The sequence below is a fragment of the Vibrio aerogenes genome (genome assembly GCF_024346755.1).
Lineage (GTDB): Bacteria > Pseudomonadota > Gammaproteobacteria > Enterobacterales > Vibrionaceae > Vibrio > Vibrio aerogenes.
Genome location: NZ_AP024861.1, coordinates 3,036,756 through 3,062,346, shown reverse-complemented (window position 1 = coordinate 3,062,346; position 25,591 = coordinate 3,036,756). Strand labels below are relative to the sequence as shown.

General features: G+C 44.9%; 23 protein-coding genes and 1 pseudogene. 16 read left to right on the top strand and 8 right to left on the bottom strand.

The window, feature by feature from the left end; all coding sequences use genetic code 11:
• Window positions 1-31: 31 nt before the first annotated feature.
• From flhB to OCV29_RS13465, 3 genes and pseudogenes are all read left to right on the top strand, one after another.
• Window positions 32-1,163, top strand: a pseudogene (gene flhB / locus OCV29_RS13475) (flagellar biosynthesis protein FlhB).
• Between the two features lie 50 nt (window positions 1,164-1,213).
• Entirely contained in the window at window positions 1,214-1,522 is a 309-nt protein-coding gene (locus OCV29_RS13470) for a PTS fructose transporter subunit IIB (RefSeq protein ID WP_073602389.1), read from the top strand.
• Window positions 1,523-2,308, top strand: a complete 786-nt coding sequence (locus tag OCV29_RS13465) for a PTS sugar transporter subunit IIA (RefSeq protein WP_073602388.1) — start codon at window positions 1,523-1,525, stop codon at window positions 2,306-2,308.
• Here the strand turns inward: OCV29_RS13465 and OCV29_RS13460 are convergent.
• A complete protein-coding gene (locus OCV29_RS13460) occupies window positions 2,281-3,153 on the bottom strand; it encodes a helix-turn-helix domain-containing protein (protein WP_073602387.1) in 873 nt (290 codons plus the stop codon). The genes OCV29_RS13465 and OCV29_RS13460 overlap by 28 nt on opposite strands.
• Before the next feature lie 472 nt (window positions 3,154-3,625).
• Here OCV29_RS13460 and OCV29_RS13455 point away from each other — a divergent pair, with 472 nt between their 5' ends.
• Window positions 3,626-5,527, top strand: coding sequence for a PTS fructose transporter subunit IIABC (locus tag OCV29_RS13455; protein ID WP_073602386.1), 1,902 nt, complete (start codon window positions 3,626-3,628; stop codon window positions 5,525-5,527).
• A gap of 229 nt (window positions 5,528-5,756) precedes the next feature.
• The gene (gene manA, locus OCV29_RS13450; protein ID WP_073602385.1) at window positions 5,757-6,971 is read left to right on the top strand and encodes a mannose-6-phosphate isomerase, class I; all 1,215 of its coding nucleotides are present in this window, start codon (window positions 5,757-5,759) and stop codon (window positions 6,969-6,971) included.
• 266 nt (window positions 6,972-7,237) lie between these two features.
• Here the strand turns inward: manA and smrB are convergent, their stop codons facing one another.
• Complete coding sequence (gene smrB / locus OCV29_RS13445) at window positions 7,238-7,768, bottom strand: endonuclease SmrB (RefSeq protein WP_073602383.1); 531 nt, start codon at window positions 7,766-7,768, stop codon at window positions 7,238-7,240.
• Between the two features lie 63 nt (window positions 7,769-7,831).
• On the opposite strand from smrB, the gene prmB reads away from it, so the two are divergent.
• The 4 genes from prmB (at window position 7,832) to OCV29_RS13425 (ending at window position 10,873) form a co-directional block, all read left to right on the top strand.
• Window positions 7,832-8,764 carry a 50S ribosomal protein L3 N(5)-glutamine methyltransferase gene (gene prmB, locus OCV29_RS13440; RefSeq protein ID WP_073602382.1) on the top strand — a complete coding sequence of 311 codons (933 nt, stop codon included), beginning with the start codon at window positions 7,832-7,834 and terminating at the stop codon, window positions 8,762-8,764.
• 152 nt (window positions 8,765-8,916) lie between these two features.
• Window positions 8,917-10,002 (top strand): chorismate synthase, encoded by a 1,086-nt coding sequence (aroC, locus tag OCV29_RS13435; protein ID WP_073602381.1) that lies wholly within the window; start codon window positions 8,917-8,919, stop codon window positions 10,000-10,002.
• Window positions 10,003-10,067: 65 nt separating this feature from the next.
• Window positions 10,068-10,598 carry an elongation factor P hydroxylase gene (locus OCV29_RS13430; protein WP_073602683.1) on the top strand — a complete coding sequence of 177 codons (531 nt, stop codon included), beginning with the start codon at window positions 10,068-10,070 and terminating at the stop codon, window positions 10,596-10,598.
• 11 nt (window positions 10,599-10,609) lie between these two features.
• Entirely contained in the window at window positions 10,610-10,873 is a 264-nt protein-coding gene (locus OCV29_RS13425; RefSeq protein ID WP_073602380.1) for a YfcL family protein, read from the top strand.
• A gap of 112 nt (window positions 10,874-10,985) precedes the next feature.
• Here the strand turns inward: OCV29_RS13425 and mnmC are convergent, their stop codons facing one another.
• Window positions 10,986-12,995, bottom strand: a complete 2,010-nt coding sequence (mnmC, locus tag OCV29_RS13420; RefSeq protein WP_073602379.1) for a bifunctional tRNA (5-methylaminomethyl-2-thiouridine)(34)-methyltransferase MnmD/FAD-dependent 5-carboxymethylaminomethyl-2-thiouridine(34) oxidoreductase MnmC — start codon at window positions 12,993-12,995, stop codon at window positions 10,986-10,988.
• 127 nt (window positions 12,996-13,122) lie between these two features.
• Here mnmC and fabB point away from each other — a divergent pair, with 127 nt between their 5' ends.
• The 3 genes from fabB (at window position 13,123) to OCV29_RS13405 (ending at window position 16,635) form a co-directional block, all read left to right on the top strand.
• Window positions 13,123-14,334, top strand: coding sequence for a beta-ketoacyl-ACP synthase I (fabB, locus tag OCV29_RS13415; protein WP_073602378.1), 1,212 nt, complete (start codon window positions 13,123-13,125; stop codon window positions 14,332-14,334).
• Between the two features lie 158 nt (window positions 14,335-14,492).
• Window positions 14,493-15,638 carry a 4-phosphoerythronate dehydrogenase gene (locus OCV29_RS13410; protein ID WP_073602377.1) on the top strand — a complete coding sequence of 382 codons (1,146 nt, stop codon included), beginning with the start codon at window positions 14,493-14,495 and terminating at the stop codon, window positions 15,636-15,638.
• Window positions 15,622-16,635 carry an aspartate-semialdehyde dehydrogenase gene (locus tag OCV29_RS13405; protein ID WP_073602376.1) on the top strand — a complete coding sequence of 338 codons (1,014 nt, stop codon included), beginning with the start codon at window positions 15,622-15,624 and terminating at the stop codon, window positions 16,633-16,635. Before OCV29_RS13410 ends, OCV29_RS13405 begins: the two co-directional genes overlap by 17 nt.
• Window positions 16,636-16,686: 51 nt before the next feature.
• On the opposite strand, the gene fcrX is transcribed toward OCV29_RS13405, so the two are convergent.
• The 3 genes from fcrX to OCV29_RS13390 form a co-directional block, all read right to left on the bottom strand.
• Window positions 16,687-17,139, bottom strand: a complete 453-nt coding sequence (gene fcrX / locus OCV29_RS13400) for a ferric iron uptake transcriptional regulator FcrX (RefSeq protein WP_073602375.1) — start codon at window positions 17,137-17,139, stop codon at window positions 16,687-16,689.
• 371 nt (window positions 17,140-17,510) lie between these two features.
• On the bottom strand, window positions 17,511-18,038 hold the full coding sequence (fldA, locus tag OCV29_RS13395) for a flavodoxin FldA (RefSeq protein WP_073602374.1): 528 nt from the start codon (window positions 18,036-18,038) through the stop codon (window positions 17,511-17,513).
• A gap of 282 nt (window positions 18,039-18,320) precedes the next feature.
• Entirely contained in the window at window positions 18,321-19,097 is a 777-nt protein-coding gene (locus tag OCV29_RS13390) for an alpha/beta fold hydrolase (protein ID WP_073602682.1), read from the bottom strand.
• Between the two features lie 224 nt (window positions 19,098-19,321).
• On the opposite strand from OCV29_RS13390, the gene seqA reads away from it, so the two are divergent.
• The 3 genes from seqA (at window position 19,322) to OCV29_RS13375 (ending at window position 22,609) form a co-directional block, all read left to right on the top strand.
• Window positions 19,322-19,885 (top strand): replication initiation negative regulator SeqA, encoded by a 564-nt coding sequence (gene seqA / locus OCV29_RS13385; protein ID WP_073602373.1) that lies wholly within the window; start codon window positions 19,322-19,324, stop codon window positions 19,883-19,885.
• A gap of 68 nt (window positions 19,886-19,953) precedes the next feature.
• Window positions 19,954-21,600 (top strand): phosphoglucomutase (alpha-D-glucose-1,6-bisphosphate-dependent), encoded by a 1,647-nt coding sequence (gene pgm, locus OCV29_RS13380; protein WP_073602372.1) that lies wholly within the window; start codon window positions 19,954-19,956, stop codon window positions 21,598-21,600.
• A gap of 295 nt (window positions 21,601-21,895) precedes the next feature.
• On the top strand, window positions 21,896-22,609 hold the full coding sequence (locus OCV29_RS13375; protein WP_084193225.1) for a GH12 family glycosyl hydrolase domain-containing protein: 714 nt from the start codon (window positions 21,896-21,898) through the stop codon (window positions 22,607-22,609).
• On the opposite strand, the gene OCV29_RS13370 is transcribed toward OCV29_RS13375, so the two are convergent.
• Window positions 22,606-23,355, bottom strand: coding sequence for a DUF1853 family protein (locus OCV29_RS13370; protein ID WP_139281506.1), 750 nt, complete (start codon window positions 23,353-23,355; stop codon window positions 22,606-22,608). The two genes, OCV29_RS13375 and OCV29_RS13370, sit on opposite strands and share 4 nt — an antisense overlap.
• 78 nt (window positions 23,356-23,433) lie before the next feature.
• On the opposite strand from OCV29_RS13370, the gene OCV29_RS13365 reads away from it, so the two are divergent.
• Window positions 23,434-24,186, top strand: coding sequence for a Nif3-like dinuclear metal center hexameric protein (locus OCV29_RS13365; protein ID WP_073602369.1), 753 nt, complete (start codon window positions 23,434-23,436; stop codon window positions 24,184-24,186).
• A gap of 108 nt (window positions 24,187-24,294) precedes the next feature.
• On the opposite strand, the gene OCV29_RS13360 is transcribed toward OCV29_RS13365, so the two are convergent.
• The gene (locus tag OCV29_RS13360) at window positions 24,295-25,584 is read right to left on the bottom strand and encodes a citrate synthase (RefSeq protein ID WP_073602368.1); all 1,290 of its coding nucleotides are present in this window, start codon (window positions 25,582-25,584) and stop codon (window positions 24,295-24,297) included.
• Window positions 25,585-25,591: the final 7 nt, after the last annotated feature.

Sequence of the window (25,591 nt, the reverse complement as noted above, 5' to 3'; positions counted from 1 at the left end):
TCCTGACAGCAACTGATCACAGGAGGCGGTTTTGGCAGAATCGGACGGACAGGAACGCACAGAAGATGCCACCCCCCCGAAGGCTACAGCAAGCCCGGGAAAAAGGGCAGGTGGCCCGCTCGAAAGAATTAGCATCGGTTTCGGTTCTGGTGATTGGTGCTGTGTCTTTGATGTGGTTTGGTGAAAGTCTGGCGAAAGCACTATATGCTCTGATGACCCGGTTATTTAGTCTGAACCGGGAAGAAATCTTCGATCTGACCAAGCTGTTTGATATTTTAAGTGGTTCACTGGCCAGCCTTATTTTACCAACACTGATTATCTTAATTATTTTGTTTATTGCTGCATTTATCGGCTCAATTGGTGTGGGGGGGATCTCGGTCTCAGCGGAAGCCGCCAGACCAAAGTTTTCTAAGATGAATCCGTTAAGTGGTCTCAAGCGGATGTTTGGGCTGCAAAGCTGGGTTGAATTGCTCAAATCAATACTGAAAGTCGCCTTGGTTGCCGGTGTCGCTTTTTATTTGATTCATGGTTCAAAAGCGGATTTATTCCAGTTAAGTCAGGATACATTTCCACAAAATATTTTTCATGCGCTGGATATCCTGCTCGATTTTATCTTACTGATTAGCTGTTCGTTGCTGATTGTTGTCGCGATCGATATCCCATTTCAGATTTGGCAACATGCGAATCAGTTGAAAATGACTAAGCAGGAAGTGAAAGATGAGCACAAAGAAACGGAAGGTCGCCCGGAAGTCAAAGGTCGTATCCGTATGTTGCAGCGTGAAGCCGCGCAACGACGGATGATGTCGGAGGTGCCTCAGGCCGATGTCATCGTCACCAACCCGGATCACTTTTCTGTGGCACTGCGTTACAAGCAAAATACGGATAAAGCACCGGTGGTTGTGGCGAAAGGGATTGATCATGTCGCCCTTAAAATCAGGGAAGTGGCAAGAGAGCACCAAATCGATATCGTACCGGCGCCGCCTCTGGCTCGTGCACTTTATCATACAACGGAACTGGAGCAGGAAATCCCTGACGGCTTGTTTGTTGCCGTGGCACAGGTGCTGGCGTATGTCTTCCAGTTAAAGCAATTCCGGAGAAAAGGCGGTCAACGGCCAAAGTTGAACGAAGAAGCAATGACGATACCTTCGGATATGCAATATTAGTCCGGCAAGTCCGGTATGTCTGATGGTTTTGAAACAGTAAAGGATTTCTGATGAGAATTGTTGCCGTAACTGCCTGCCCGACCGGGATTGCTCATACTTATATGGCGGCTGATGTTTTAAATAAAGAAGCCTCCCGGATGAACATTCACATCAAAGTTGAAACTCAGGGGGCAATGGGGATCGAGAACCAGCTTCATGCAACAGATATTACGCAGGCCGATGTCGTACTGATTGCCTCTGATATAGAAATTGAACACCGGGCACGATTTACCGGGAGTAAAATTCACTGTGTCACGATCGAGGAAGTACTGACGAATGTCAATGCAGTGCTTCAACGGTGTCAAAGCCTGGCTGGATAAATGAAGATTCAGTGTCAGATCACCTTTCTGATTGGGGCTGATGGCCTGGTGCTTTGGCAGCTCAATCAGCTGAAGGTTTTAGTCAGTTACTTTCGTTCTGTTGTGACCTTCAGAAACATTACAGCGGGTAATGGGTGTCATACAGAAAAAGTACTGGAGGTGATGAGTCTGGGTGGCAAGCCTGATCAGTTATGTCAGTTATGGATTGACGGATTAGATGCTGAACTGGCCTGTATGGTGTTAACGGACTTCATCTCGGAACATTTTTACATTGTGGAAGCGACACAACGTCACCGCCGTCAGTTACCGGAATTATGTCACCCTGCTTTTCAACTCCCGTTTGATTTTGATTACCGGTATATATTTGATAAAAAAGGGAATAATACGACGCATAAAGCGGATTTGATGACCCGTTTGAGCGGGATGTTCCGGTTTGTCGACAGGAAAGCGATTTTCAGGGCGCTGAATGAAAGAGAAGCCATTTCTTCCACTTACATCAAAGACGGGATTGCCTTTCCTCACATTATGAGTGCGTTGGTGAAGCGTCCATCTCTTGGCGTTATGCGGTTAAATTATCCGGTAGACTGGCAGTCAGGCCGGGGGCCGGTAAATCTGGTGATTGTGCTGTTTCTGCCACAGTCTCCCGGTATCGGTATGATTCGTGCCGTCACCCGTCTTTCCCGGAATCTGCTGGATGACTCTTTCTGCCAGGCACTGCTCCGGACTTTTGATACCAGGGCGTTGCAAGCCATTTTTTATCATACTCTTGCCCGTGAACCATCCTGATTCAGCCTTCTGTATTCACTGGGTGTACAGCCTGTCTTGTGTTTAAAGATCCTGAAAAAATAGTTTACATCCTGATAGCCACAGCGGATGGCAACTTCGTGAAGTTTAAACGGGTATTTTCTGAGCATAAATTTAGCACGTTCTATCCTTACCCATGTCATATAGTCATTTAATGTCATGTGCCCTTTCTGTCTGAACATTCTGGAGAGATGATTTGGGGAAATATTAAACCGCTCTGCAATGTTGTTTCTGTTGATAGGACGGTGAAAATTTTCCTGAATATAAATACAGATTCCCTGATAAATATCTTCACTCTTCTTACGATATTCGGGAGCTAATGTTGAAATCATCGACTTGCAGTAATTCATCAGAGCCAGAAGCAGATAATCATCCATCGGGCTTTTATATGGCTCGGCGGCCAGTGCATTGAGTGCCTCCAGAATATGATCGACGGCGTGACCGGTTCGCATCCGGATACTGTGTTTCTGGACATCAAAGAAGCCCGGCGCATTGGCTTTTTTACTGACAAGGCTGAAACCCAGCTGACGCCGGCCAAATAGCAGGCTCAATACCGAACAGTCATTTTCCCAGTCTGGTTTATTCCAGCAGTTGGGAGGAATATAAATCACATCCCCTGCCATAATTTTTACGGTTGCAATTCCTGACTCAGGATCTTCAATCTGATTTACATATTCTCCCTGGATAACCAGTTCCAGCCGGGGAAAGTTGACCTGATAGCTGAATTGCGGAGGTGTGAATTTATCACCGGCAAACCAGACATGATTAATATGCTCTCTCTCTGACAATAAAGTATCGAGTAAATCGTAAAAAAAAGTGCTTGTCATATTGCTTTCCTGCCATGGGATTTGTGAACCGGAGCACGAGAAATAGCCCATTTTATGGCACATATATCCATCAAATTAAGAGATTTATTTTGTTTTCAATTGAAATTTTTATGTGTTTTCTGGTGGTGTGTTATTTTATCTTTATGATTTTAAATGATTTTTATTGGAGTTAAAGTGTAAAAATTTTAATATGTTAATTATGATCCAGATCACACAGCATATTAATGGTTACAATAATCCAGTAAATGTCTCTCTGGTACACTTCATTTCATTACGCTCCAAGGTGCACAATAATCATCGGGCATCTGATCGCACAGCGTGATTTGTTGATTGATTGACGGATCACGCGTTGGTGACAGGAGATAAGTCTCCGCCCAAAGGTCAATATGCTTTTACTTAAAACAATAATGATATACCCAATCGTTTTGAAGACGTGTGCTGTTTGGGTACAAGTACGACACGGGGAAATACGATGATTACCGAATTAATTAATAAAGATCTGATTCATCTGGATCTGAAAGCCACTTCGAAAGAAGAGGTCTTTTCGGAACTGATATCAATTTTATACCGGCAGGGATGTATTCATGACCCGGTACAGTTTCTTGCGGATATTGAGGCTCGTGAGGTGCTGGGAAATACGGGGTTTGAGGATGGCGTAGCGTTACCTCATGCAAAAAGTCGTGCTGTGGTGAAACCTGCTGTTGCGATTGGTGTCAGTCAGCGGGGAGTCGAGTACGGGGCTGATGATGGTAAACCTTCCAGACTCTTTTTTATGATAGCTTCACCGGAAGGGGCTGCCGAGCATCATATTGAGGTACTGGCTGAGCTGTCATCCAAACTGATAGAAGAAGGATTTATAGAACGGTTCCTTCGGGTGAATTCCTCAGAAGAAGCGATGGCTTTATTGCTGGAGAAGGGAGATGAAAAAACATCTCAGCCAGAACCTGATAAAGGCTTCTTAATTGGTGTAACCGGATGTCCGACAGGCGTTGCTCATACTTATCTGGCAGCAGAAGCGCTTGAAAAAGGTGCCGCTGAACTCGGATATCAGATCAAAGTAGAAACAAACGGTTCGATAGGCGTTAAAAATTCACCGACACAGGCAGAGATAGATAAAGCTGACGCTGTCATCATTGCCTGTGATAAGCAGGTTGATTTAAATCGTTTCACCGGTAAAAAATTAATTGAAACCGGGGTGAAAGTGCCAATTAAAGATGCGACCGGTGTGATTGAGCAGGCACTGATATCTCCGGAGTATCAGGGAAGTGAGCACACTCAAACACATTCTGAAGTGGCTGGTGCTTCAAAACGGTCGGATTTATATCGTTACCTGATGAATGGCGTTTCTCACATGATTCCGTTCGTGGTGACCGGCGGGTTGTTAATCGCACTGGCACTGGCAATCGGAGGAGAACCGACAGAAGCCGGAATGGCAATTCCGCCAGGAAGTCTGTGGAATCAGGTCTTGAATGTCGGGGTCGTGGCATTTCAGCTGATGATTCCGATACTGGCGGGGTATATTGCTTATGCGGTTGCTGACCGTCCGGCACTGGCTCCGGGGTTTGTCGGGGGCTGGATAGCGAATAATGGTTCTTTTTATGGGGCGGAAGCCGGTACCGGATTTATCGGGGCTATTATTGCGGGGTTGCTGGTGGGATACTTTATCCGCTGGATAACCAGTATCAACTATCACAAGTATATTCAGCCGCTTGTACCTATTATGATTGCGCCGATTACAGGAACTCTGTTTATCTCTGCCCTGTTTATTTTTGTCATCGGTGCACCGATTGCCAGCCTGATGGATTCAATGAATTCGCTCTTAACTTCGATGAGTACCGGAAACATCGTATTGCTTGGTATGGTTCTGGGGGGAATGGCCGGATTTGACATGGGCGGTCCTTTCAATAAAGTCGCATTCCTGTTTTCTGTCGGCATGATAGCCAGTGGACAAACCCAGTTTATGGGAGCAATGGCTTGTGCCATTCCTGTTGCGCCATTGGGAATGGGGCTGGCGACTGTATTAGGGCGGAAGCTCAATTTATTTGAAGCTTCTGAAAATGAAGCGGGTAAAGCAGCAGGAGCGATGGGGCTGGTTGGCATATCAGAAGGCGCGATTCCATTCGCCGCTCAGGATCCGGTGTCTGTGATTCCGGCGAATATGATCGGTTCTATGGTGGCTGCGGTGATGGCATTTTCTTTCGGAGTGACGAACAGTGTTGCCCATGGTGGCCCGGTGGTTGCCTTACTCGGTGCGATGAACAAACCGTTATCAGGATTATTCTGCATGGCCTGCGGAGCGGTGGTAACGGCTCTTGTTTGTATTACACTGAAGAAAATGCGTCAGTCCGGAGAAGCAACTCAGGCTGTCGCCTGAACAACATCTGAATTGTCAGATTGAGGGTTGGCCGATTGATTGTTTGAGTCGACTCTGACACATTGGATATGGATTTTCTGTCTCTTCTGATCAGGAACATGCAGACGAAAATACGCTCGTTTGCCTGATCAGGGAGACTGTTTTACTTTCTGTTTACCGGGACTTGTTGATCGTTAGAGCACGCTCTAGGACAGATAGCTGGTTTCGGATAATTCATTACAACCTGATGATGGAATACACCATGATAAACCAATCCGGCACACGTTATTTCTTTCCCATGAAAAATGTGATTCAAAACTATGCATGGGGAAGCCGCCATTCAATACAGGAGATGTTCGATATTCCTAATCCGGAGCTGCAACCTCAGGCCGAAGTCTGGATGGGGGCTCATCCAAATGGTTGTTCAGAAATCATTGAAAATGGTGAGCAACAGTTGTTATCGGATTTTATCCAGCTCGATCGCTCCGGAATATTGGGGGTAAGTACTGACATACAATTTGGTGAATTACCGTTTTTATTTAAAATTCTGGCGGCTGAGCAGGCGCTTTCGGTTCAGGTACATCCGGATAAATCTCAGGCTGAAAATGGCTTTGCAAAAGAGGAAGCGGCCGGTATCCCCCGCACAGCCGCACACCGTAACTATAAAGACCCCAACCATAAACCCGAGCTTGTTTTTGCATTAACCCCTTATCAGGCGATGAATGGTTTCCGTGAGTTTGACACCATTGTTGCTTTATTTAAAACCGTGAATGTTACTTCGATTCAACCACTCGTGACAGATTTTGAACATGATCTCAGCGAGCACGGTCTCCGGAAATTCTTCCAGGCGTTACTTTCACTTGAGGGGGAGCAAAAGGCGTCTGCAGTCGATGAGTTGTTATCCTGTGCCGGTAAGCTTCAGGATAATCAGTTGTTTTCTCTGATTTTTTCTCTTGGTCAGCAATATCCCGGTGATATTGGTGTTTTCTGCCCTTTAATGTTGAATGTGTTAACACTAAAGCCCGGAGAAGCAATGTTTTTGGATGCCAGTACGCCTCACGCTTATATTCACGGAACTGCGCTGGAGGTGATGGCAAATTCAGATAATGTGCTTCGGTCCGGTTTAACGCCAAAACATATGGACGTCCGGGAACTGGTTAAATGTACCCGGTTCAGACCTGTAAGCGCTGATAACCTGCTCACTCAGCCAGAGTTTGACGGACAGGGGATGGTTTTCCCTGTCCCGGTCGATGACTTCCGTTTCTCGCTATATGATTCGCCGGAAGCGATTCATCTGATTACTGAAAGTGCTGAGATTTTGTTAGCACTGGACAACACAATGACCTTGTCTCATGTAGCCGGTGAAAGTATTCAGATAGAAAAAGGCCATTCAGTTTTTATTCCGGCTTTTACCGGACAGTACCGGCTGACTTCAGCAGGACGGGTTGCCCGGGTGAGAAATTAGAGTGAATCCATCTTGCGCGGATAACCTCAAATAGCTGAAGTGATGATACCAATCTGGAAAATAAACAGATCATCCGGATGTGTCTGGTGGAGCAAACATACAAGGGCATGGATGCCCTTGTTTAAGCGCCCATGGAGGGCTTGAGCGGTTTGCGGAACCAGATATATCCAGATCAGAAAATGACTTAGAATGGTATTAGATGACTTCCGGCCGTTGCCGAAAGTCATTAAAAATGAGCCTTGGTGAGAGCTGAAGTCGCTTGCCGGCTACTTTTCGGGGATAGAGAGGAGAATTAAAAGCGCACCATCGCCACCAAATTCAAGGGGTGCCTGATGAAATGCCATGACATCAGGGTGCTGGGCCAGCCATAGCGGGACCTTTTGTTTGAGAATATGTTTGCCAATGCCGTGTTGAACGCAGGCACAATGAATATTCTCTTTGACACAATAAGCCAGCATGGCGCCTAATTCCCGTTTGGCTTCTTTTTGGGTCATCCCGTGCATGTCGAGAAAAACGTCCGGTACATAAACACCACGACGCAACCGCTTTACTTCGTATTTGGACACATCGTCCCGTGCGTAGCGTGTCGGCCCGTCCTCCGGGAGCAAAGGGACAAACTCATCTGAGAAGTAGAAGCCACTGTCTGTGGCTTCCCGCTGCGTTTTACGGGCACTTTTCTGCCCGGTATTTCTGTTTGTCTCATGGACTATGGTATCCTGATGCAATCGTTTTACGCCTTTTACTTCATCTTTGAATAAGGCAAAATCGTCATCCTGATACTTCTCATTTTTACTCATTCGGTAACTGGTTGATGGTTGATGTTGAAGATAGCCGTATTGTAGCCCTTTTTGGAGGCAATTTTGGATAAGATTTTTGTTGAAGAAGCGGTTTCTGAGCTTCACTCCCTTCAGGATATGATTCGCTGGACGGTCAGCCGTTTTAATGCAGCGAATCTGTTTTACGGGCACGGGACGGATAATGCCTGGGATGAGGCGGTCCAGTTAGTTCTTCCCACATTACATTTACCTGTGGATATACCACCACATGTGCTGAACTCACGACTGACGACAAATGAGCGAATTCAGATTGTCGAGCGGGTGGTGAAACGCATTCACGAAAGAAAACCTGTTGCTTATCTGACGAATAAAGCCTGGTTTTGCGGGATGGAATTTTTTGTCGATGAACGGGTCCTGGTTCCCCGCTCTCCCATTGGGGAGCTCATCGAAAATGCTTTTCAGCCATGGCTGGTGAACCCTCCTGAAAGAATCATGGACTTGTGTACCGGCAGTGGTTGTATCGCGATTGCCTGTGCACATATGTTCCCTGAAGCTGAGGTGGATGCGGTTGATATTTCATCTGATGCGTTACAGGTCACAGAAATTAATATTCAGAATCATGGTCTGGAGCAGCAGGTCTTCCCGCTACGTTCTGACTTGTTCAGGGATTTGACCAAGGTGAAATATGATCTGATTGTGTCCAACCCGCCTTACGTGGATGCTGAAGACATGGAATCTCTGCCTCAGGAGTTTGTTCATGAACCAGAGCTTGGTCTGGCTGCGGGCACGGATGGATTGAAGCTGGTCCGAAGAATTCTGGCCAATGCGGCGGAGTATCTGACAGACGATGGTATTCTGATTTGCGAAGTCGGTAACTCTATGGTTCACATGATGGAACAATATCCGGAAATTCCGTTTACCTGGATTGAATTTGAACATGGCGGACATGGTGTGTTTATGCTGACCAGAAAACAATTGGTTGAACATCAGGATAAATTTTCTTTGTATTTCGATTAGTTGTCGGTTATTTGCTGTGATTGAGTCGCAATTAGTATGTGATTGGTGCTTTACATCAAATTCGAATCAAGCGACTATGAGTTTACTAAGAACAGGAAGAGTTTCCGGACAAATCATGATGAAAAATATCCGGGAACAAATTAGAGGAATACATGGCAGGAAATAGTATCGGACAGCACTTCCGCGTCAGCACATTTGGTGAAAGTCACGGTCTGGCGTTGGGATGTATTGTTGACGGATGCCCTCCCGGGCTTGAAATCAGTGAAGCTGACCTTCAGATTGATTTAGACCGGAGACGCCCGGGTACTTCTAAATATACAACCCAGCGACGAGAGCCGGACGAAGTAAAAATACTCTCCGGTGTGTTTGAGGGAAAAACAACCGGCACTTCTATCGGATTGTTGATTGAAAATACCGATCAACGGTCGAAAGATTATTCTGAAATTCAGGATAAATTTCGTCCCGGACATGCAGATTATACTTATCATCAGAAATACGGTATCCGTGATTACCGTGGTGGTGGTCGCTCATCAGCGCGTGAAACGGCCATGCGTGTTGCTGCTGGTGCGATTGCAAAGAAATACCTGAAGCAGGAATTTGGTATTGAAATCCGGGCTTATTTGTCGCAAATGGGTGATATTTCGATTGATAAAGTTGACTGGAATGAGATCGAAAATAATCCGTTTTTTTGTCCGGACATTGATAAACTTGAAGCGTTTGATGGATTAATCCGTGAGCTGAAAAAAGCAGGGGATTCTGTCGGTGCCAAGATTCAGGTTGTGGCAACTCAGGTGCCGGTTGGACTGGGCGAACCGATTTTTGACCGTCTGGATGCGGATATTGCCCATGCGCTGATGAGTATTAATGCCGTGAAAGGCGTTGAGATTGGTGATGGCTTTGATGTCGTCGGTCAAAAAGGCAGTCAGCATCGTGATCTGCTCTCTCCCGATGGATTCAAAAGTAATCATGCCGGTGGGATTTTAGGTGGAATTTCGACCGGGCAGGATATCGTTGCCAGTATTGCGCTGAAACCGACTTCCAGTATTACAATTCCCGGAGAAACGATCACTAAAGCGGGTGAAGCAACACAGCTGATTACGAAAGGACGTCATGATCCTTGTGTCGGAATCCGTGCTGTGCCGATTGCTGAAGCGATGCTTGCCATCGTATTAATGGATCATTTGCTTCGTCACCGTGGTCAAAATTCTCATGTAGTGACAGAGACCCCGAAAATCTGATGAATGAAGATTTAGTTATCCGCGAAACAGCGCCCTCATTCGAGGGCGTTTCTGAATCAACAACGATGAAGCACGATTATCAGGATTTAATCCGGATCTTTGATCAAACATTTTATGCAACCTACCAAACCCGGCTTGAGGCCGGCGACGATGAACCTGTTTATTTACCGGCAGATCATCAGGTCGATTATCACCGGATTATCTTTGCCCACGGCTTTTTTGCGTCAGCATTACATGAAATCGCTCATTGGTGTGTTGCAGGGCCTGAGCGCAGGTTGCTTGAAGATTTTGGTTACTGGTATGAACCGGATGGAAGAACAGAAGCAGTACAGCGGGCCTTCGAGCAGGTTGAAATTCGTCCTCAGGCTTATGAATGGATTTTTTCGGTGTGTGCGGGTTTTCCGTTTTCTGTCAGTTGTGACAATCTGAATGGTGATTTTGAACCTGACAGGCTCCGGTTTATGAAAAACGTTCATAAAGAGGCTCTGCTGATACTCCGGACTGGTTTACCGGCCAGAGTCAGAATGTTTGCAGATGCGCTGAGAGATTTTTATCACACCGGAGCTTTGTCTCCGGAACAATTTAATGTGGAATAGATGAGTATCATATGGTTATTGATTTTGAAGAGAAAATTCTGACTTTGATTGATGAGCGCATTGAAAAAGCATCAGATGATGAGTTATTTGCCGGCGGCTACCTGAGAGGTCATATTTCTCTTGCAGCGGCATCATGTGAGGAAGAAGGCATAGAAGATGTTGCTGTTTTGAGAGCACGTATTGAAGATAGTATTGAGCAGGCGCGTTCAGAGTTGTCTCCAGCTGACAAAGTTATCGTTCTGCAACTTTGGGAAGAACTTCAACAGCGACTTTAGAGCGTGTTTATCTTTCATAGCCTAACCTGTAGTCGCCTAATCTCTTGCCATGACTGATTTGCGTAAAACCACCAGTGTGCCGCTGGTGGTTTTCGTTTTTTATGCCGGGCTTTCAGAGAGCTTTGCCTTTGCGGAGTTTTCTGATCCACATCCGTGCCGGATGAAGGCGTTCCAGAAGATCAACGGAAAGCGGAATGGGGTCATTGCTCATGATGGAGGCAAGAAGCTCTGCCATTAACGGTGAGGAACATAGCCCGCGAGAGCCCAGTCCTAACAAGGCATACAGACCTGGATAAAGGTGTAATGCTTCCGTATCCGTTTCATTCTGCTGCTGAAGATTTTTATAATGACTTTGGATCCATTGATAATCACTCAGATTTCCGACAAAAGGTAAATGATCCCGGCTGACGCAGCGAATCCCTTGCCTTGCATTTTTTCCGGCAAGGTCGACCTCGTGAGGCCATGATTGATCGGGGATGCATTTTTTCAGCTTTTCCCCATTCTCTTTCTGTGCATCTATATCAAATGAGGTATCAATATTTTGTCTATCGTAACTTGCACCAATACAGTGTGACTGATTTTCCGGGTTGACCGGAGTCATATAGCCGTCATAACACAAGACATGGTTGAGTTTACTGAGATTATCAGTCGTCGGAATATGGCTGACCTGTCCTTTTACTTTTGCTAAAGGTAAGTTTTTGGTTTGAAGGAATTCATCAAACTGATGGCCGGTTGCGATAACCACACTCTGATGATGAAACTGTTTTTCGCCGGAAGTCAGATGCCAGAGTTGTTGCGTTTCATCCCATTCAATCTGAGAAATACGGACTTCACGATGCAGGTGAAGTTTTTCCTGCTTTTCCAGTGTGGATAAAAGCTGTTCAGTGAACTGAGCCGGACAAAGCCAGCCACCCATTGGGTAATGAAGGCTTTCAACACTGACAGGCTGTCCCAGTGACGATGAGGTTTGTTCTGCTGTTAGTTTGGTCACCAGAGCCTGAGGGAAGATACTGTCTGCTATTGGGTTCAGTTTTTTCCGGGATTTTTCATCCCACATTAACTGTGTGACACCACACCATTGATGATCGAAGCGGATATCTGCTGCGCACTGATCAAAAAACTGGCGGGCAAACAGAAAGCTGCCGGCAAAAACTCTGGAGAGAGGATCATGAGCGGCATTTAATAAAGGATAAAGTGCGCCTTGTCTGTTTCCTGAAGCACCCTCAGCCAGATGCTGATCCTGACAATACACGGAAACGTTGATTCCCCGCCGCGTCAGCGATTTAGCCAGTGTCGCGGTGGCAACTCCGCCCCCGATGATAGCCACATCCCGGATATCTGAAACGCCTTGATAAGTGTACCATGGTGGTATATTCGTCCACCCGGACGCTTGTTCTAACTGACCGGCCAGCATTTCTCTTTTTGTGCCAAAACCTTTGACTTTCTGCATTTTAAACCCGGCTTCATTCAGTCCCCGACGAACAAATCCTGCTGCGGTAAAGGTGGCGCAGGTTGCGTGCTCCCGTCCAAGTTTTGCCATGTGATTAAAAATGTTTTGATTCCACATATCCGGGTTCTTTCCCGGTGCAAATCCATCGAGGAACCAGGCATCAATCAGTCCCTGTCCTGATACCGGGACTTGTGGCATACAGTCCTGTATATCACCAAACCATAAATCCAGCGTGACGGCGCCATCAGCAAAGACTATCCGGTGACATTCGGGGATGGCTGAAGGGTAGTGGTTTTGTAAGGCATGGGCATATTTTTCCAGCTCAGGCCATGCCTGATGGGCCTGGATGAGATCTTGTTTATTCAGCGGGTATTTTTCAAAACTGATAAAATGGAGCTGTTTCAGCGGGGCATCAGGATTTTCCTGACGAAAGTGCTCAAAATATTGCCAGGCGACCAGAAAGTTTAGTCCGGTACCGAAACCTGTCTCACCAATCACAAAACGCTTTTGGCTGAACTGATGCCACCTTTCAGGCAGGTGGTTTTGATGAAGGAAGACATAGCGGGTTTCTTCCAGTCCATTGTGGTTAGAAAAATAGACATCATCAAATTGATCAGAAACCGGCGTACCAGATTCATTCCAGCCGAGCTGGGCATGTTGAAGTTTATTCATGGTGGTTATTCGTTGATGAAATATAAAGTATGATGAAGGGATTGTACGGATTTCCCGGAAAGCTGACCACTTTTGTAACGCTTGTCGGTTATCATCAGTTTGTAAGTTTGAATTATAGGATATTTATATGAAAAGAGTTGTAATAACCGGTATGGGTATTGTTTCTAGTATCGGTAACAATGTCGAGGAAGTTCTGGCGTCTCTTAAGGCTGGAAACTCAGGTATTACAGCCTCTGAGCAATTTAAAGAAAAGGGGTTACGTTCTCAGGTCTGGGGGGATCTGAAGATGAATCCGGCAGATCATATAGACAGAAAACAAATGCGTTTTATGGGGGATGCGGCAGCCTATGCATATTTATCTATGCAGCAGGCCATTGAAGATGCCGGCCTGACGCCTGAGATGGTTTCAAATGACAGAACCGGTATTGTTGCAGGTTCTGGTGGTGCATCGGCACTGAATCAATCGATTGCGATTGATACGCTGCGTGAGAAAGGTGTCAAACGGGTTGGTCCGTACATGGTGACCCGGACTATGTCATCGACGGTTTCGGCTTGTCTTGCCACACCATTTAAAATTCGTGGTGTGAACTACAGTATGAGCTCTGCTTGTTCGACATCTGCACATTGTATCGGACATGCTGCTGAACTGATCCAGCTTGGTAAACAGGATATTGTTTTTGCCGGTGGTGGTGAAGAGCTGGATTGGTCTATGACCATGATGTTTGATGCGATGGGCGCATTGTCAACCAAGTATAATGATTCGCCAGATAAAGCATCCCGGACTTATGATGCCAGTCGTGATGGTTTTGTCATTTCCGGTGGTGGCGGTATGGTTGTGGTTGAAGAACTGGAGCATGCGTTAGCCCGTGGTGCAACCATTTATGGTGAAATTGTTGGCTATGGTGCGACTTCTGATGGCTATGATATGGTTGCCCCATCAGGGGAAGGTGCCCTGCGGTGTATGAAGATGGCCATGCAGGATGTTGATCACATTGATTATATTAATACGCATGGAACATCAACACCGGTTGGTGATATTAAAGAGCTTGAAGCCATTCAGGAATTGTTCGGTGATAACAGCCCGGCTATCTCGGCAACAAAAGCCATGACAGGACATGCGCTTGGCGCAGCTGGTGTTCATGAAACAATCTACTCAACGCTGATGTTGCACCATAACTTCATTGCGCCAAGTATTAATATTGATACATTGGATGATGCAGCTGCCGGGCTGGACATTGTGACAGAAGAAAGAGAGCAGGCGCTGACATCTGTGATGTCAAACAGCTTCGGGTTTGGTGGTACAAATGCATCACTTGTTATCCGGAAATATCAGAAATAATTTTCGGGCTGACGACTGAATTGATCAAAATCCCCGGCAATTGCCTTAATGCCAGTCAGTGAAGCTGACTGGCATTTTTATAATTATCTCGAACCTGATTCAGAGTTTTTGTACAATCAGGCAACAGAAAAAATGATTATTTGAAATAACGGCGAACTATGAAAATCCTCATTGATGAAAATATGCCTTATGCTGAACAATTATTCAGTCAGTTAGGTGATGTAATACTGAAATCTGGCCGGGATTTAACGCCGGATGATTTAATTGATGTGGATGCATTAATGATTCGTTCAGTGACTCAGGTGAATGAGGCGTTATTGCAAAAGGCGAATAAACTGAAGTTTGTTGGAACTGCCACGGCGGGAACAGACCATATAGATCAACAGCTATTGCGCGAAAAGGATATTTTTTTTACAGCAGCTCCGGGGTGCAATAAAGTTGGAGTTGCGGAGTATGTTTTCAGTGTGTTAATGGTTTTATCTCAGCAGCATGGCTTTTCTGTCTTTGACAAGACGGTTGGTATTGTGGGTGGTGGACAAGTCGGTTCCTATTTGTCAGATGTATTGACCGGAATTGGCATTCGGGTACTGCTGAATGATCCCCCGAAAGAAGCAGAAGGTGATTCCCGTCAGTTTACGCCGCTGGATGAGTTACTGGAAAAATCTGATGTGATTACATTGCATACACCGCTGGTGAAAGATGGTGAGTGGCCGACGTATCATCTGATCAATGAAGATGTATTGATGAACCTGCGTGGTGACCAGATTTTAATTAATGCATCCAGAGGGCCGGTTGTCGACAACCAGGCGCTGAAGCTGAGATTACAGCAGCAGGATGGCTTTATTGCTGTACTTGATGTGTTTGAATTTGAGCCTCAGGTTGATATGGAATTACTCCCGCTTCTGGCCTTCGCCACACCGCATATTGCTGGTTATGGACTTGAAGGGAAGGCGCGGGGAACGACTATGATTTTTAATAGTTATTGTGCGTTTCTCGGGTATGATCAGTGGGCCAGTCCGACAAAATTACTGCCTACTGCACCTGTTTACGAAGTGGCTTTATCCCGGCCATGGGATGAAGTAACACTGGGGAATTTGATTCATCTGGTTTACGATGTTCGCCGTGACGATGCATTATTCCGCAGAGAAATTGCTTCACCGGGATCATTTGATGCGATGAGAAAAAATTATTGGGATCGCCGTGAGTATGGTTCAATTAAAATTGTTGGTGGGTCAAACTGCCAGTTGAAGTCACTGTTTGATTTAGGTTTTCATATTGAGGAAAGAAATGACCCAGGAATTTAATGTTGCTGTATTCGGTGCAACAGGTGCCGTTGGTGAAACGATACTCGAAGTACTACAGGAAAGACAGTTCCCTGTAAAAGAATTGTTCTTGCTTGCCAGTGAACGGAGTGAAGGCAAAACATATCGTTTCAACGGGAAGACGATTCGGGTACAAAATGTTGAAGATTTTGACTGGTCTCAGGTTCACATTGCACTGTTTTCAGCTGGTGGAAAACTGTCGGAGCAATGGGCGCCGGTTGCTGCCGATGAAGGCGTGATAGTGATCGATAATACTTCACAGTTTCGCTATGACTATGATGTACCACTCATCGTTCCTGAAGTGAATCCGGAGGCGATTGCAGAGTTCAGAAACCGAAACATCATTTCTAACCCGAATTGTTCCACAATTCAGATGTTGGTGGCGTTGAAGCCAATTTATGATTTAGTTGGGATTGACCGGATTAATGTAACGACTTACCAGTCTGTTTCCGGCGCCGGGAAAGCCGGGATTGATGAATTAGCCGGTCAAACTGCAAAACTCCTGAATGGTATGCCGGCAGAGCCTGAAGCTTTTTCCCAGCAAATTGCGTTTAACTGTATCCCCCAGATTGATGAATTTATGGAAAATGGTTATACGCGTGAAGAGATGAAAATGGTTTGGGAAACTCAGAAAATCTTCAATGACTCCTCGATTCAGATTAATCCGACCTGTGTCAGAGTTCCGGTTTTTTATGGGCATGCAGAAGCGGTTCATCTGGAAACCAGCACTCCGGTTGATGCTGAGCAGGTGATTGATTTACTGGAACAGAGTGATCATATCTCTGTCTTCACCGGGACTGATTTTCCGACACAAGTCCGGGATGCGGGTGGTCAGGATACCGTGTTTGTTGGCAGAGTCCGTAATGATATCAGCCACCACAGTGGTTTAAATCTTTGGATTGTTGCTGATAATATACGAAAGGGCGCTGCAACCAATGCTGTGCAGATCGCTGAATTATTGATACGTGATTATCTGTAATATATCCATTGAACAGAATAATAAAAAAGCCACCATGCGGTGGCTTTTTTATTAAATCTTTCTTCGTTTATGTGCATCAGGATTATCTTTACAGTTTCCTTCTCCACATTTACCGTACAGATATAAGCTATGATTGGTGAGTTTCACATTGTATTGAGCTGCAATTTCTTTTTGACGCTCTTCAATGATTTCATCTGAAAACTCAATCACTTCACCGCAATCTAAACAGACTAAATGATCATGATGTTGTTGAGTAGATAATTCAAAAACGGACTTTCCACCTTCAAAATGGTGGCGCGTCACAATTCCGGCATCATCGAACTGGTTCAATACCCGGTAAACTGTTGCAAGTCCGATTTCTTCACCAAAATCGATTAGCTTTTTGTACAGTTCTTCAGCACTAATGTGTTGGCATTCTGGCTGCTGAAGGACTTCGAGAATTTTTAACCTTGGAAGTGTAACTTTCAGACCAGCATCTTTCAGTGCTTGGTTATTATCAGACATATTTATTCCTGTTGACGAGCTGCATCAGTAACAGAGTTTAATTACTATTTTCGTTATTATAGGTTAGACATTGTAAACAATAAACCATTAACTTTAAAAGTGTATTATTTGCATTTATCAGTGAAAACAGGTGCCGGTGACAGATATATCACTGTTTATATGGTATCAGGAGAGTGCTTTATATATGTCATAAGACGATGATGAGATTGATCTTTTGATGTTTTCAGGCCGGAAACTTTGTAATTGAAACAACCATGATTGATTGTTTCACCGGGCTTTCTGTTGATATTGATTTAAATGCTCTAAATTTGCCGCCTTGCCAGAGTAAAAAATTGCCTCCGGCAGGGACAGCGATGAAAGATAAAAACGCTCTAGTCTTCCAGTTCTGACAGGCACATTTCTTCGTAAACCTGTTTTACCCAGGTCGTTACCCTCTCTTCGGTCAGCTCCGGCTGGCGATCCTCATCAATGCACAAACCTACAAAGTGATTGTCATCTGTCAAGGCTTTAGAGGCCTCAAATTCATATCCTTCTGTTGACCAGTGGCCAATGATCGTGGCACCTTTTGCTTCGATAATATCACGAATCGTGCCCATGGCATCGCAGAAGTACTCGGCATAATCTTCCTGATCACCACAACCGAAAATTGCAACTAATTTGGTTGAAAAGTCGATCGATTCCAGCTCCGGGAAAAAGTCATCCCAGTCACACTGAGCTTCCCCGTAATACCATGTAGGAATTCCCAAAAGCAGCAGATCAAAATTATCGATATCTTCTTTACTGCTCTTTGCGATATCCTGAACGTGAACGAGTTTTTCACCAAGTTGCTTTTGAATCATTTTCGCAACGGCTTCAGTATTGCCAGTATCACTTCCAAAGAAGATTCCTACACTTGCCATAGAATTGTTACCTTTCAATTTTCATACGTTGGAGAGATAAACTAACCACTCAATGTCAACAGCTCCTGAGTTATATCCGGTACAACGGCTGAGAAGCGATTATCTGATAGATAATATAGCCGAGGTTGTTGATATCGCTATGATCCACATGTATGCAATGGATTTGTTTGATGCTGTGACCATTTCCGGTTGCGCGCACTATACCATTGTTACTTTATAAAGTTAATGTTTTGCCAATGGGCAAAGATGCACATTTTGCGATTTACATTGAAATCAATCGGTTTACTTTTCAGCAGATTTCAAAAACCTTCGGATCACACGCAGTACATCCTGTGGCTTTTCTGCATGTAGCCAGTGTCCGGTATTCGCAATGATATGGGCTTTTGCCTTTGGAAATTGTTTCAGAATCGCTGACTGAGCATCTTGAGTAATATAATCCGAATCTGCGCCTTTCAGAAACAGCACCGGTTTATCGACCGGAGGAACATCGTTCCAGTCCAGAATTGATTGATAATTTTTAAACAAAGCGCTGACATTAAAGCGCAGCCGAACCTGATTCTCTTCCCTGTAAAGGGACTTCCCCAGAAACTGCCGGACAGAAAGCATTTCTATATGCTGAGCGAAAATATGCATTGCTTCTTCTCTGGTTGCCGGGCATTGCTCCTGAAGGGCAAATAATCCGGCGAAGACATTCTCGTGCCTGTGTTGCTTATATTGCACGGGTGCCATGTCCATGATGATCAGAGAGCGAACCAGTTCTGGGAATTCAGCAGCAAGCCTCATTGCAACCTTTCCACCCATGGAATGGCCCACAACGATGACATCCGAAAGGTTCAGCGACTGAAGCAGCTGAGCAACATCTGTAGCCATCACCTGGTAGTTATGTTCATCTGAATGGAATGATAAACCATGATTTCTCAAGTCAATCCGAATCACCTGATAGTCATTTTTCAGGTCTCGGGATAAGCTGCCTAAGTTATCAAGGTTACCGAATAATCCGTGAATCAGAAGCAGCGGTGTACCGCTCCCTTCCACTTTGTAATGAAGTCGTACTGACATGCTTTCTTTGAGTATATTTTTATCTGGGGAACTAAAAATGCACCATTCGCTGATGGTTTTCAACTGATATTCTTATCCGGGTCAGTATTTCGTGGCGGTTGCAGGGTATACAATATGAGATGGAGAAGCCGTTTGTACCAGAGGGCGATTGCACAGGCTCGCATCTTCATGTTATTTAGGTATATAATTCCGGAGAGTTTTAACATAGAGACTGTGAAAAGCGAATGAAAACAATTGAGGTTGATGAGGAAATATATCGTTACATTGCAAGTCAGACCCGCCACATCGGGGAGAGTGCTTCAGACATCTTACGACGCTTGTTAAAAATAGATGCCGGGAATCAACCATGCGTTCCAGAAGTGCCTGATTCAGGTGTTTCGCTGGCTAAAAGTCAACCCCAGGGGATTGTTGTCAGTAAGGATGCGGGCAGTGACAGTAAAGAATCTGGTGTGAGAATGATGAGAGAGTTGTTACTCTCGGATGAATTTGCAGGGCAACGAAAAGTGATCGACCGGTTTCTACTGGTTCTTTCTGCACTCTACGCTATTGATTCTGAAGGTTTTTCTGAAGCGACACAAGTGAAAGGCAGAAAGCGTGTCTATTTTGCAGATAATGAGCAAACGTTGCTTGAGCATGGAAAGACGACTAAGCCAAAAGCCATTCCCCACACGCCATTTTGGGTAATAACAAATAATAATACCAGCCGCAAGCAGCAAATGGTCGAACAAGTCATGAGCCGGATGAATTTCCCGGCAGAAATTACAGAAAAAGTGATCAATGCGCTTTAATTTAGGATACCGATGGCCTTATCTGTCTTGATAAGGCTTTTTCTTAATTTTGAAACAAAGGATGTCATATGGCGATTCACCCTCGTGCAGGACAAAAAGCACAGCAGGGAGATTTAAACAATATTCCTGCGCTTATGTCTGATTATTACCGGCTTCAGCCCGACCCTTCGAATAAGAACCATCAAGTCGAATTTGGTACCTCCGGCCATCGTGGTTCATCATGTAAATGCACATTTAATGAAACTCATATTTTAGCTATTACCCAGGCTATTGTTGAGGTGCGTGCTGCGCGTGGTATTGAAGGACCTTTATTTGTCGGTAAAGATACGCATGCTTTGTCTGAATCCGCGTTTTCCAGTGTGGTTGAAGTCTTAATTGCGAATCATGTCGGCGTGATTGCTCAGGAGGGGAAAAGCTATACTCCGACACCTGGAATTTCTCATGCGATTTTGACCTTTAACCGTACTTATCCGGATGTTTTATCCGATGGTATTGTGATTACGCCATCGCATAATCCGCCTCAGGATGGTGGGATTAAATATAATCCACCGCATGGCGGGCCAGCTGAAGCTGAAATTACTCAGGCCATTGAAAGCCGGGCAAATGAAATTATTGCCAACCAGCTGAAGGCTGTCAAACGGGTCCCTTATGAAAGCGCTGTTTCGTCGGTTCTGTACGTAGAGCAGGATTTGGTTGCCCCCTATGTTGATGACTTAGTGAATGTCATCGATATGAAAGCAATTCAGAAAGCAAATCTGAAAATAGGTATTGATCCGTTAGGTGGTAGCGGGATTGAGTACTGGCGGCAAATCGCGGCGACCTATGAGCTGAATTTACACCTTGTGAATGAAGCTGTTGATCCTACATTTCAGTTTATGACACTGGATAAAGATGGCGTGATCCGGATGGATTGTTCTTCACCTTATGCGATGGCCGGGCTGCTGGCACTGAAAGACGAGTATGATTTAGCATTTGGCAATGATCCTGATTATGATCGTCACGGTATAGTGACGCCTAAAGGGTTGATGAATCCTAACCATTTTCTGGCTGTGTGTATTGATTATCTTTTTCGGCATCGTCAATGGGATCAAAGCGTTGCAGTCGGAAAAACACTGGTATCCAGTGCATTAATTGATCGGGTTGTCGGGGATTTAGGCCGGGAGTTATGCGAGGTACCGGTTGGGTTTAAATGGTTCGTTGAGGGGTTATTTCACGGAAAATTTGGCTTTGCCGGTGAAGAGAGCGCTGGTGCATCTTTGCTGAGATTTGATGGTACGCCATGGGCGACAGATAAAGATGGTATTATTCTTTGTTTACTTGCTGCAGAAATTACGGCCGTGACAGGTAAGAATCCTCAGCAATATTATGAGGCGCTGGCAGCGAAGCATGGTGAATCATTGTATAGTCGTATTCAGGCTGTTGCATCAGCGTCCCAGAAAGATGTGTTAAAGAAAATGTCTCCGGAGATGGTATCAGCAGAGACATTAGCAGGAGACCCAATTACTGCACGCCTGACTCATGCACCGGGTAATGGTGCTGCAATTGGTGGTTTGAAAGTCACCACTGACTTTGGTTGGTTTGCTGCCCGTCCGTCTGGTACGGAAGATATTTATAAGATTTATTGTGAAAGCTTTAAAGGGGAAACCCATCTGAAGCAGATTGAGTCAGAAGCTCAGGAGATAGTGAACCGGATATTCACAAACGCTGGCGTATAAATTTATTGTTTCCTTTCAGGGCAAATCAAAGTTTGGTTTGCCCTTTTTCATATCTGAAATCAGATTGATTTTTCTTTGTGGGTAATGATACCAATCTGGAAAATAAACAGATCAGAAAATGACTTAGAATGGTATGAATCAAACTATCCGGATAATTTTATCCTGCTCAACAAAATGTTATGAAAATATGAACTGTCTTGAAATCTCGTGAAAGGGTGACAAAACATGATTCATTTGCTTCCTTATTTGGTGGTATTTTTTTCCGAAGTGTCTGGATGATTTGGCAATAAAGTATATGAACAAAATATGGTTAGCACTTGCCGCACTGTTTTTGTTTGCATGGGGAGCTGATGTATTTGCAGCAGAATGGTCATCCTGTGATCGTCAGGGGACCTATATTCATGATGGATATAGTCTTTATAACAATATACGGGGTGAAGGCGCAGGAACACAATGTGTATGGGTGAACTCAGCCGGTCACTGGGGAGTATGGGCAAAACATCCTCATAGCCAGGGTGTGAAAGCATATCCTCATGTTTCCACCGAGTATAGTATTGAAGTGAACTCACTTCGCTCCTGCCGGAGTTTGTTTGATGTCCTGGTTCCCAAATCGGGTGACTATGTCGTAAATTATAATTTACTCTATGATAATCATAGCTTTGAAGTGATGCTGTGGATGAATTACAACGGTGATGTAGCGCCGGTTTCTTATTCATATAACGCACATGGTACGCCAATACCTGAAGTGTATCACCTGCACCTGGGAGGGCACATCTGGAATGTATACCGGGGGACGAATGGCGTTAATGAGGTGTTCTCGTTTGTCAGAACTCAAAAAATTGCCACAGGAAAAGTTGATTTTGTTGCGATATCGAAATGGCTGAAAAAAGAAGGCTGGTTTGGTAATGCGAATCTTCAGAGAATTCGGTTTGGTTTTGAAATTACATCCTCATCAGCTGGTTCTGATTTCATTGTCAAAGATTATTCATTGTTTTGTCATCAGGATTAACAATCTGGCCAGCTATCCGGCACAATAAACCAAAACTGGCCGCTGTCTGAGATACAGTGTGTAAAGCGTTCTGCCAGAGTGTCATCATACGGGATATTTTGGTGTGCTCCCGTTAACCACTGATGCTTTTCCAGTGGGTAGAGTGGCGAGCCGATTCCTGATGTTTGTGAATGATGGCACCAATATCCCTGAATTTGTGACTGATTCAGCGAATAACCCAGACACTCCTCCGGAGTCTGTTGCTCCATGAAGGGGTTAATATAAAGTCGTCCCTGCATCAATAAGTGATGCGTCAAAGCTGTCCATTGTGGAAAACGTTGCATAAATATCTGGTGTTTTGAAAGCTCAAGCTGACGGGTAAGCATGTGATTCAGTTTTTTATCCAGTCGATCTTGGGCATTCGGGCCGTACCACCTTTGGTTAAACAGGAGATAAAACTTGACGGCAACTTCCCAGTGTTCAAGCGTTGACTCCCGCTGGTTGTGGACGATGAAGTCAATCGCACCCAAAGTTTTGCCGCTGTCGGTTAACTGCAGCTCTTCTGCCTCAATTGTATAGTCCGGGTGAGCGTTAAAAAGTTGTGCGCACAAGTCCTGATAAAGAAAACCAAGACGAGAGTAACTCTGCCTGAAATGAACATCCGGAATTGTAGTTCCGGAGAAAGGAGAACGCTCCACAACCGGATATTTTTGAGCAAATAACGTGGGTGACTCAATGATCCATTTCATGAGTGGATTCAGATCCATGCTTGTCTCCTCTTGATGCGCAGGCTGCGACATTGTAGCCTGAATTCATTGTTATCATACAGAAATCAGGCAAGGCCGATGAATAACCTTACTCTTGAATCAATATTAAATGAAAAATTATGTCCCGAAATGGTGAAGGATTACTGTCCTAATGGCTTACAAATTGAAGGCAAATCAGAGGTAAAACGGATTATCACCGGTGTGACAGCTTCTCAGGCCTTAATTGAAAAGGCGATTGAACTTGAAGCTGATGCGCTTTTGGTTCATCACGGGTATTTCTGGAAAGGAGAACCGGAGTCGATCAGAGGTATGAAAGGCAAACGTATTCGTGCTTTGATCAGACATGATATCAATTTGTACGCTTATCATCTTCCGCTTGATATTCATCCTGAGCTGGGAAATAACGCGAGGCTGGCTGATTTGCTCGATATTCATGTTGAGGGTGGACTGGAAGGTCATCCCCAGTCTGTCGCGATGTACGGTCATTTATCCCAGCCTCTGAAGGCTGAGGTCTTTGGACAAATCATTGAGCGGGTACTGGATCGTAAACCTCTGCATATATCAGCCGGTGATCAACTGATTCGTACTGTTGGCTGGTGTACTGGTGGCGGACAGGATTATATCGAACTGGCGGCAGCGAAAGGGCTTGATGCATTTATATCCGGTGAAATTTCAGAAAGAACAACATACAGTGCACGTGAACAGGGGGTCCATTTCTTTTCTGCTGGTCACCATGCAACCGAACGTTATGGTGTGAAAGCATTAGGTGAATGGCTGGCAGAACATCATGCATTAGATGTGACATTTATTGATATTGATAATCCTGTATAACAATCAATGTTATACCTATAAACGTTATAACAATAAACGTTTTAACAATAAACGTTATAGTAATAAAAAAAGCGGGCAGGCGCCCGCTCTTCTTCATCACTATCAGATTTATTCACGTTCATGTAATGGGGTGAAATCGCGCATTTTTTTCCCGGTATAAAGCTGTCTTGGTCTGCCAATCCGGCTTTCTGGATCACTGTGCATTTCATTCCAGTGAGCAATCCAGCCAATGGTACGAGACATTGCGAAAATAACGGTAAACATTGAAATTGGTATCCCAATCGCTTTTAAGATGATACCTGAATAAAAATCAACATTTGGATAGAGTTTCTTATCGACAAAATATTCATCGGATAAAGCAATTTTTTCCAGCTCCATGGCAACATCAAGCAGTGGATCGTCAATATTCAGTTCTTTCAGAACCTCATGACAGGCTTCCCGCATCACTGTCGCTCTCGGATCGTAATTTTTGTATACCCGGTGTCCAAAGCCCATTAAGCGGAAAGGATCATCTTTATCTTTCGCCCGTTCGATAAACTCCGGAATCCGGTCAACGCTACCTATTTCTTCAAGCATATGCAAACAGGCTTCATTTGCGCCACCATGCGCCGGTCCCCACAGAGATGCGATACCTGCGGCGATACAAGCAAATGGGTTTGCACCTGATGAGCCTGCCAGACGGACTGTTGAGGTGGAAGCATTCTGCTCATGATCCGCATGAAGTGTAAATATTTTATCCATCGCTCTGGCGACAATCGGATTTACATCATACTCTTCGCAAGGTGTTGCAAACATCATGTGAAGGAAGTTTTCTGCATATCCGAGATCGTTTCGCGGATAGATAAACGGCTGGCCAACAGAATATTTGTAACACATTGCCGCCAGTGTTGGCATTTTAGACATCAACCGGTAAGCCGCGATTTCACGGTGACTGTCATTGTTGATATCCAGTGAGTCGTGGTAGAAAGCAGCCAAAGCCCCAACAACACCGACCATGATTGCCATCGGGTGAGCATCCCGGCGGAAACCATGGAAAAAGCTGGCGATTTGTTCATGTACCATCGTATGACGGGATATTGTGGTTCTGAAGGCCTCGTATTGCTTTCTGTTTGGCGCTTCTCCGTAGAGAAGAATGTAACAAACCTCTAGATAATCTGCATTGTTAGCTAATTGATCAATCGGAAAACCTCGATGCAGCAAAATACCTTTGTTTCCATCAATGTAGGTGATTTGAGATTCACAAGATGCAGTGGCAAGAAAACCCGGATCAAAAGTAAAGTAACCATTTGCTCCCAGCTGACGAACATCAATTACCTCAGGTCCCATAGAACCGTCGATAATTGGCAGCTCTATTGGCGCTTTACCTTCGACGTGAAGGGTCGCTTTTTTATCTGCCATAACACAA

What these genes read in the sequence shown, in the direction of transcription:
- OCV29_RS13470 (WP_073602389.1), top strand. Translation starts at nt 1,214, where the DNA reads ATGAGAATTGTTGCCGTAACTGCCTGCCCGACCGGGATTGCTCATACT.
- OCV29_RS13465 (WP_073602388.1), top strand. Translation starts at nt 1,523, where the DNA reads ATGAAGATTCAGTGTCAGATCACCTTTCTGATTGGGGCTGATGGCCTG.
- OCV29_RS13460 (WP_073602387.1), bottom strand. Translation starts at nt 3,153, where the DNA reads ATGACAAGCACTTTTTTTTACGATTTACTCGATACTTTATTGTCAGAG.
- OCV29_RS13455 (WP_073602386.1), top strand. Translation starts at nt 3,626, where the DNA reads ATGATTACCGAATTAATTAATAAAGATCTGATTCATCTGGATCTGAAA.
- manA (WP_073602385.1), top strand. Translation starts at nt 5,757, where the DNA reads ATGGAATACACCATGATAAACCAATCCGGCACACGTTATTTCTTTCCC.
- smrB (WP_073602383.1), bottom strand. Translation starts at nt 7,768, where the DNA reads ATGAGTAAAAATGAGAAGTATCAGGATGACGATTTTGCCTTATTCAAA.
- aroC (WP_073602381.1), top strand. Translation starts at nt 8,917, where the DNA reads ATGGCAGGAAATAGTATCGGACAGCACTTCCGCGTCAGCACATTTGGT.
- OCV29_RS13430 (WP_073602683.1), top strand. Translation starts at nt 10,068, where the DNA reads ATGAAGCACGATTATCAGGATTTAATCCGGATCTTTGATCAAACATTT.
- OCV29_RS13425 (WP_073602380.1), top strand. Translation starts at nt 10,610, where the DNA reads ATGGTTATTGATTTTGAAGAGAAAATTCTGACTTTGATTGATGAGCGC.
- mnmC (WP_073602379.1), bottom strand. Translation starts at nt 12,995, where the DNA reads ATGAATAAACTTCAACATGCCCAGCTCGGCTGGAATGAATCTGGTACG.
- fabB (WP_073602378.1), top strand. Translation starts at nt 13,123, where the DNA reads ATGAAAAGAGTTGTAATAACCGGTATGGGTATTGTTTCTAGTATCGGT.
- OCV29_RS13410 (WP_073602377.1), top strand. Translation starts at nt 14,493, where the DNA reads ATGAAAATCCTCATTGATGAAAATATGCCTTATGCTGAACAATTATTC.
- OCV29_RS13405 (WP_073602376.1), top strand. Translation starts at nt 15,622, where the DNA reads ATGACCCAGGAATTTAATGTTGCTGTATTCGGTGCAACAGGTGCCGTT.
- fcrX (WP_073602375.1), bottom strand. Translation starts at nt 17,139, where the DNA reads ATGTCTGATAATAACCAAGCACTGAAAGATGCTGGTCTGAAAGTTACA.
- fldA (WP_073602374.1), bottom strand. Translation starts at nt 18,038, where the DNA reads ATGGCAAGTGTAGGAATCTTCTTTGGAAGTGATACTGGCAATACTGAA.
- OCV29_RS13390 (WP_073602682.1), bottom strand. Translation starts at nt 19,097, where the DNA reads ATGTCAGTACGACTTCATTACAAAGTGGAAGGGAGCGGTACACCGCTG.
- seqA (WP_073602373.1), top strand. Translation starts at nt 19,322, where the DNA reads ATGAAAACAATTGAGGTTGATGAGGAAATATATCGTTACATTGCAAGT.
- pgm (WP_073602372.1), top strand. Translation starts at nt 19,954, where the DNA reads ATGGCGATTCACCCTCGTGCAGGACAAAAAGCACAGCAGGGAGATTTA.
- OCV29_RS13375 (WP_084193225.1), top strand. Translation starts at nt 21,896, where the DNA reads ATGAACAAAATATGGTTAGCACTTGCCGCACTGTTTTTGTTTGCATGG.
- OCV29_RS13370 (WP_139281506.1), bottom strand. Translation starts at nt 23,355, where the DNA reads ATGGATCTGAATCCACTCATGAAATGGATCATTGAGTCACCCACGTTA.
- OCV29_RS13365 (WP_073602369.1), top strand. Translation starts at nt 23,434, where the DNA reads ATGAATAACCTTACTCTTGAATCAATATTAAATGAAAAATTATGTCCC.
- OCV29_RS13360 (WP_073602368.1), bottom strand. Translation starts at nt 25,584, where the DNA reads ATGGCAGATAAAAAAGCGACCCTTCACGTCGAAGGTAAAGCGCCAATA.